Raw genomic sequence first — 6,857 nt, 5'->3', positions numbered from 1 at the left:
ACGCCGGCACCTCGCTGCGCGAGATGAGCGACGCGATCTCCAGCCTGGACGACCGCCTGATGGTGGACGGCTTCATCGTCACCCGGGGCGGCGAGTATTTCGGCACCGGTCGCAGCACCGACCTGCTCAAGGCCGTCTCCGACCTGCAGGTCCACAGCGCCCGCTACGCCAACCCGCTGACGCTGCTGCCCGGCAACGTGCCCACCGACCAGCACCTGGACGCGCTGCTGCACGAGGGCCGGGAGTTCGTCGTCGTCGCCTGGGACATCGACCACTTCAAGCCTTTCAACGACGTCTACGGCTACGCGGCCGGCGACGACATCATCAAGCTCTGCGCCCAGATCCTGCAGACCGCCGCCGATCCGGTGCTGGACTTCGTCGGCCACATCGGCGGGGACGATTTCGTGATGGTGCTGGGCTCGCCGGACTGGACCGCGCGCATCACCCGCGTCTGCCGCGAGTTCGACCGCCAGATCCGTCCCTTCTTCTCCGCCGAGCACCAGGCGCTGGGCGGCTACGTCACGCTGAACCGGCAGAACCAGGAGTCCTTCAACCCGCTGCCCACGCTCAGCGCCGGCGTGATCCAGGTGCAGCCCGGCGCCTTCGACAGCGTCCGCGCGCTGTCCGCCGCGCTGACCGAACCCAAGCACGTCGCCAAGTGCGGCACCGGCCCGAGCCGCTACTTCGTCGACCGCCGCCGTTCCAGTGCTGCCATCCCGGACATGGCGCCGCTCCTAGAATCGGCCGGGTGAACACCCCGCCCCTCGCGACCACCGCCCTTCCCGCCGATCCGACGCCCGCGCCAGGTTTCGCGCCCGCGCACGTGCCGGCCCGGATCGCGCTGCACCCGCAGACCAACGCGGACCTGCACTGCCACTCGACCGTCTCCGACGGCACGCTGTCGCCGCAGGCGCTGGCCGCGCGCGCCAAGGCCAACGGGGTCGAGCTCTGGGCGCTGACCGACCATGACGAGGTCGGCGGCCAGCAGCAGGCGCTGGAGGCCGCGCGCGCGCTGGGGCTGGCCTACCTGACCGGCGTGGAGATCTCGGTGACCTTCGCCGGCAAGGTGGTGCACATCGTCGGCCTGGGCTTCGACCACCACGATCCCCGCATCGTCGAGGGCCTGCGCGCCACGCGCGGCGGTCGCGGCGCGCGGGCGCAGGAAATGTCGGAGGGGCTGGCGAAGGTCGGCATCCATGGCGCCTACGAGGGCGCGCTCCGGCACGCCGGCAATCCGGAGCTGATCTCGCGCACGCACTTCGCGCGCTTCCTGGTCGAGACCGGCCAGTGCGGCGACGTGCCGGAGGTCTTCCGCCGCTTCCTGACCGAGGGCAAGCCCGGCTACGTGCCGCACCGGTGGGCGGCGCTGCGCGACGCGGTGGGCTGGATCGTCGACGCCGGCGGCATCGCGGTCATCGCGCATCCGGGGCGCTACGGCTTCACGCCGACTGAGGAATATGCGCTGATCACCGAGTTCATGGCCCATGGCGGTCGCGGCATCGAGGTCGTCACCGGCAGCCACACGGCGGCGGAGATGGTCCAGTACGCCGACACCGCGCTCGAATTCGACCTGCTCGCCTCGCGCGGCTCCGACTTCCACAGTCCGGAGGAAAGCCGCGTCGACCTGGGCCGGCTCGAGCAGCACCTCTCGGGCAAACTCAAGCCGGTGTGGAATGCGCTCGAGTACCGCATCCACTGGCCGGCCTGATACCGGCCCGGCCCGCACACCGATTGCCCCAGGCGAGGACCATGGCCCAGATCTTTGAAGTCCATCCCGACAACCCGCAGGCCCGCTTCCTGCGCCAGGCGGCGCAGATCCTGAGCCAGGGCGGCATCGGCGCGATCCCGACGGACTCGAGCTACGCCCTGGTGTGCCAGCTCGACGACAAGGCCGCCGCCGAGGCGCTGCGCCGCATCCGCGGCGTCGACGACAAGCACCACATGACGCTGCTGTGCCGCGACCTCAGCGAGCTGGGCAGCTACGCGCGCGTCGACAACAAGCAGTACCGGATGATCAAGACGGCCACGCCGGGCCCCTTCACCTTCATCCTGGAGGCGACGAAGGAAGTGCCGCGGCGGCTGTCGCATCCCTCGCGCCGCACCATCGGCCTGCGCGTGCCGGACCACCGCGTCACGCAGGAGCTGCTCGCGCTGGTGGGCGGGCCGCTGCTGGCGACCACGCTGATCCCGCCTGGGGAGCACGAGCCGCTCAACGATCCGGAGCAGATCACCGCGCGCTACGACAAGCAGATCCAGCTGATCATCGACGCGGGCGCCTGCCCGATGAAGCCGACCACCGTCGTCGACCTCACCGCGGAACCGCCGGTGCTGGTGCGCCGCGGCTGCGGCGATCCGGCCTGCCTGGGCCTGGAACTCGAGGAGGCGGAGGCCGAGGACTGACGGCGCTTCAAACGCGCCAAGCAAAACGCCGGCGCGAAGCCGGCGTTTTTCATGGGGCGGTGCGTCTCGCACCGTCGAGGGTCAGACCGCGGCGGTGATCACGATTTCGATCTTCCACTCGGGCTTGGCCAGCTTGGCCTCGACCGTGGCGCGCGGCGGCGTGTGGCCGGCCGGCACCCAGGCGTCCCAGGCGGCGTTCATGCCGGCCAGGTCCTTGACGTCGGCGATGTACAGCTGCGCGCGCAGGATCTTGGTCTTGTCGCTGCCGGCACGGGCCAGCAGCTGGTCGATCATCGCCAGGACCTGCTCGGTCTGGCCCTGGATGTCGGCGCTGGCGTCCGACGGCACCTGGCCGGCCAGATAGACCACGCCGTTGTGGATGGCCATCTCGGAGAGACGCGGGCCGACGTCGAAGCGTTCGATGCTGCTCATTTGCTGTGCTGCTTGGGTTTGTGGGAAGACTTGTGATCGCGCTTCTCGCGCGACTGCTCGTGGCGATGGGACTTCACGGCCGGCGCGGCGGCCGCCGGCGCGGCCTTCTGGCCGAGCTTGCTCTCGGTGCCCGCCATCAGCTTCTTGATGTTGGCCGCATGGCGCCAGACCAGCAGCAGGCTCATCAGCGCGATGGCCGGCAGCTCGGGACCGACGTCCCAGACCAGCATCTGCAGCAGCGGCGCGGCCACGGCGGCGCTCAGCGACGCCAGCGAGGAATAGCGGAACACCACCGCCATCGCGATCCACACGCCCAGCACCGCCAGGCCCAGCCAGGGATTGAGGGCGAGCAGCACGCCCGCCGCGGTGGCGACGCCCTTGCCGCCCACGAACTTGAAGAACACCGGCCACAGGTGGCCGATGAAGGCGGCCAGGCCGACCAGCGCGGCGGTGCCCTCCTCCAGGCCATACGGCGCGCCGAACTTCAGCACCAGCAGCACCGGCACGTAGCCCTTGAGCGCGTCGAAGACCAGCGTGAGGATGGCCGCGGCCTTGTTGCCCGAGCGCAGCACGTTGGTCGCGCCCGGATTGCCGCTGCCATAGCTGCGCGGATCGGACAGGCCCATCAGCCGGCTGACGATCACCGCGAAGGACAGCGAACCGATCAGGTACCCAGCCACGACAGCCAACAAGGGGAACAGGACTTTTTGCATGGGGCGCTATTCTGCCCCGGACTTCAGCGCGCACTCGACCGGGCGGGCCGCCAGCAGCTCCGTCAAAACCCGGGGTTCGATGCTGACCAGATAACCGCGCCGCCCGCCGTTGATCAGGATGCGCGGCAACGCGAGCACGCTGGCTTCGACGAACACCGGCATCGCCTTGCGGGTGCCGAACGGCGAGGTGCCGCCGACCAGGTAGCCGCTGTGGCGCTGGGCGACGTCCGGCTTGCAGGGCTCGACCTTCTTGCAGGGGATCTGCCGCGCGAGTTCCTTGAGGCTGACGGTGCAGTCGCCATGCATCAGCACGATCAGCGGCTGCGCCTTCTCGTCCTGCATCACCAGCGTCTTGATCACCTCGTGCTCGGGCACGCCGAGCTGCTTGGAGGACTCGCCGGTGCCGCCGTGATCGACGTAGTCGTAGACATGCTCGCCAAACGTGACCCGGTGCTGCCGCAGCATCTGTGTCGCGAGCGTCTCGCTGACGTGGACGGATTTCTTGCTCATGGGCGCGGATTGTCGGCGCTGGCAGCGAAGGCCCGCTTGTACGAGCTTGCTGCTGACAGCGCCTGGCAACGCGCGCGCGTAACGTGCGCCCGCAACGACCCACGCCCGCTGCCACGCGGGCATCACCGACTGCCACGATCCGGACCGCCATGACCGCTTCCACGGATGCCACCGCGAGCTACCAGCTCAAGGACCTGATTTCCCCGGCGACGCTGCGCGCGCTGGCCGAGGTCTTCACCGACACCGCGCCCGGCTTCCAGCACAAGCGCTTCCTGGCGGTGGCCACGGACGGCCTGGACGCGCTGTCCATCATGCAGCGCGTGCACCGCGTGGCGGAGGCGCTGGACGCCGCGCTGCCCGGCAGCTTCGGCGCCAAGCTCGACGCGGTGGTCGCCGCCGCGCCGCGCGCCGGCGGCTCCTTCATGAACATGGGCCTGTGCGATTTCGTCGCGAGCTTCGGCCTGCATGATCCGGCCGCGTCGCTCACGCGCTCCAGCGCCTGACGCCGCACGGCACCGCCGAATTCGCGATCCGCCCCTTCCTGCGCCAGGATCTCACCGGCACGCTACGGACGATGACGCGCTGGACCGCCGATGGCGACGAGCATGTGCGCCGGCTGGCCAGCGAGGGCTGCCGGCCGCGACTGCCGTGGTCCTTCCGCCTGGACGCGCTGGTGGCGGATCCGACGCCCGCGGCGGAGATCCTGCGGGCACTGCGCGCCGACGACGCCCTCTACGTGCGGCGCTCCGTCGCCAACCACCTCAACGACATCACGAAGGACCATGCGGACTGGGTCTTCGCCCATGTCGCCGACTGGGACCTGGACGACGCGCGCAGCGCCTGGATCGTCAAGCACGCGCTGCGCTCACGCATCAAGCAAGGCGACGCGCGGGCGCTGAAGCTGATCGGCGCCAGCGACGGCGCGCGGGCGGCCGTCGAGCAACTGGCGATCGCACCGGCGCGCCTGGCGATCGGCGGCGCGATCGAGATCGCCTTCGAGCTGCGCTCCAGCGCCGACGTCACCCAGCGGCTGGTCGTGGACTACGCGATCCACTACGTCAAGAAGAACGGGCGCACCTCGCCGAAGGTCTTCAAGCTCAAGACGGTGGAGCTCGCGGCCGGCGCCTCGACGTCGATCCGCATCCAGCGCGCGCTGCGCGACTTCACGACCCGCACGCATTACCCGGGCACGCATCGCATCGAGGTCCTGGTCAACGGCCAGCGACTGGCCGAGGGCGCCTTCGAGCTGCTGGCGCCTTGAGCGCGCGGCGTGCCGTCGACCGCCGCGCGTTCACTGCGCCGGGTCGCGGATCTCCCAGCGGATGCGGTCGATGCGCGCGTGGACCTCGGCATCGAGCGGGCGGCCGAGCGCCGCGAGGTTCTCGTCGAGCTGCGCCGCATTCGTGATGCCGATCAGCGCGCTGCCGGTCTGCCAGCGCGAAGTGACCCAGGCCATCGCCAGCGTCGCCGGCGTCATGCCCAGTTCCGCCGCGAGCGCGTTGTAGCGGCGCGCGGCTTCGAGCGTCTCGGGCCGCGCCCAGCGCTGCTTCTTCATGCTGTCGAAGATCGCCAGCCGGCCCGGCCTGGCGGGATCGCCCAGCCCATGCGCGTCGTACTTGCCGGTGAGCGTGCCGAAGCCCAGCGGCGAATACGCCAGCAGGCCGACCTGGTGGCGGTAGAGCGCCTCGTCCAGGCCGTTCTCGACGACGCGGTTCACCAGGCTGTAGGGGTTCTGCACGCTGACGATGCGCGGCAGGCCGTGGACCTGCGCCAGATGCACGAATTCACCGACGCCGTAGGCGGTCTCGTTGGACAGGCCGACGTGGCGGATCTTGCCCGCGCGTCGCAGCTGGTCCAGCGCCTGCAACTGCTCCAGCATCGACGCCACCGGCTTGTCCTTGGACGGCTCGAAGTAGACGCCTCCGAACATCGGCACGTGCGCGCGGGCCAGTGGATCTGGAACAGGTCGATGGTGTCGATGCGCAGCCGCCGCAGGCTGTCCTCGCAGGCCTGGACGATCTGCGCGCCGGTCAGGTCCTGGCTGCCGTCGCGGATCCAGTCATAACCGCGCGAGGGCCCCGCGACCTTGGTCGCGATGACCAGGCGCTCGCGCAGTCCCGGCCGCGCCTGCAGCCAGCGGCCGACGATCTCCTCCGTCCTGCCGAAGGTCTCGGCGCGCGCCGGCACCGGGTACATCTCGGCCAGGTCCAGCAGGTTGATGCCCGCGGCCACCGCGCGGTCCAGCAGCGCGTGGCTGCCGGCCTCGTCGACCTGTTCGCCGAAGGTCATCGTGCCCAGGCCGATGCGGGTGACCGACAGGTCCGACTGTCCGAGGGTGATGCGCTCCATCTTGTCCGTGCTCCGTGAGGTGCCGCGTGGCTCCGTCGCCGCGGCAGGCGGCCAGTGTGCCCGACGCGGGCGGCGCGCCGGTTCCCTGCTCGCCCGCATGTGCACCGCCTCCGTCTCCCCGTGCGCCACATGGCCGCAATGGGCTCTCCCTCACGGTTGCCGACTGGAAATTATTGTTTTACAGTAATTTCTTGCCACATCACGGTAACGCCACCGCCTCGCCATGCGCCCTTCCCCCATCCCCGCCGGCCTGCAGCGCATTCGCTGGATCGCCCACTGCGTGCGCGCGATGGCGCTGATCGCGATGGCGACGGTGGTCGGCTTCCATGCGGTGTTCTGGACCCACCCGGCCATGATCGAGCGCACCGCGCGCAAGGAGTGGGACCTGTCGCACGCGCTGCAGTTCGACGTGATCTCGCGCGGCGCGGCGCTGGCGGTGAACCTGCCGCTGGC

General features: G+C 70.2%; 9 protein-coding genes and 1 pseudogene. 6 read left to right on the top strand and 4 right to left on the bottom strand.

Annotated elements, in window-relative coordinates:
- The 3 genes from FUT87_RS13160 to FUT87_RS13150 form a co-directional block, all read left to right on the top strand.
- Positions 1–752, top strand: a 752-nt coding sequence (locus FUT87_RS13160; RefSeq protein ID WP_222617140.1) for a GGDEF domain-containing protein, incomplete at its 5' end; no start/stop codon positions are given.
- A gap of 89 nt (positions 753–841) precedes the next feature.
- Complete coding sequence (locus tag FUT87_RS13155) at positions 842–1,708, top strand: 3',5'-nucleoside bisphosphate phosphatase (protein WP_147241305.1); 867 nt, start codon at positions 842–844, stop codon at positions 1,706–1,708.
- Between the two features lie 41 nt (positions 1,709–1,749).
- Entirely contained in the window at positions 1,750–2,400 is a 651-nt protein-coding gene (locus FUT87_RS13150; protein ID WP_091725483.1) for an L-threonylcarbamoyladenylate synthase, read from the top strand.
- A gap of 81 nt (positions 2,401–2,481) precedes the next feature.
- Here the strand turns inward: FUT87_RS13150 and FUT87_RS13145 are convergent, their stop codons facing one another.
- Genes FUT87_RS13145 through FUT87_RS13135 form a run of 3 tightly spaced genes read right to left on the bottom strand, consistent with a single transcriptional unit; the run spans position 2,482 to position 4,055 of the window.
- The gene (locus FUT87_RS13145) at positions 2,482–2,832 is read right to left on the bottom strand and encodes a RidA family protein (RefSeq protein ID WP_091725488.1); all 351 of its coding nucleotides are present in this window, start codon (positions 2,830–2,832) and stop codon (positions 2,482–2,484) included.
- Positions 2,829–3,545, bottom strand: a complete 717-nt coding sequence (plsY, locus tag FUT87_RS13140) for a glycerol-3-phosphate 1-O-acyltransferase PlsY (RefSeq protein ID WP_147241303.1) — start codon at positions 3,543–3,545, stop codon at positions 2,829–2,831. Before plsY ends, FUT87_RS13145 begins: the two co-directional genes overlap by 4 nt.
- A 6-nt stretch (positions 3,546–3,551) precedes the next feature.
- Entirely contained in the window at positions 3,552–4,055 is a 504-nt protein-coding gene (locus FUT87_RS13135; protein ID WP_147241302.1) for an aminoacyl-tRNA deacylase, read from the bottom strand.
- 149 nt (positions 4,056–4,204) lie between these two features.
- Between FUT87_RS13135 and FUT87_RS30655 the strand changes: the two genes are divergently transcribed.
- Positions 4,205–4,558 carry a hypothetical protein gene (locus tag FUT87_RS30655; protein ID WP_255511811.1) on the top strand — a complete coding sequence of 118 codons (354 nt, stop codon included), beginning with the start codon at positions 4,205–4,207 and terminating at the stop codon, positions 4,556–4,558.
- A gap of 71 nt (positions 4,559–4,629) precedes the next feature.
- Complete coding sequence (locus FUT87_RS30650) at positions 4,630–5,316, top strand: hypothetical protein (RefSeq protein WP_255511810.1); 687 nt, start codon at positions 4,630–4,632, stop codon at positions 5,314–5,316.
- A 30-nt stretch (positions 5,317–5,346) separates the two neighbouring features.
- On the opposite strand, the pseudogene FUT87_RS13125 reads toward FUT87_RS30650, so the two are convergent.
- Positions 5,347–6,404, bottom strand: a pseudogene (locus FUT87_RS13125) (aldo/keto reductase).
- 223 nt (positions 6,405–6,627) lie between these two features.
- Here FUT87_RS13125 and FUT87_RS13120 point away from each other — a divergent pair.
- A partial coding sequence (locus tag FUT87_RS13120; RefSeq protein ID WP_147241301.1) for a hypothetical protein occupies positions 6,628–6,857 on the top strand: 230 nt, incomplete at its 3' end.

This window comes from Mitsuaria sp. TWR114, from assembly GCF_007997345.1.
This window is presented reverse-complemented; position numbering and strand designations above follow the sequence as displayed.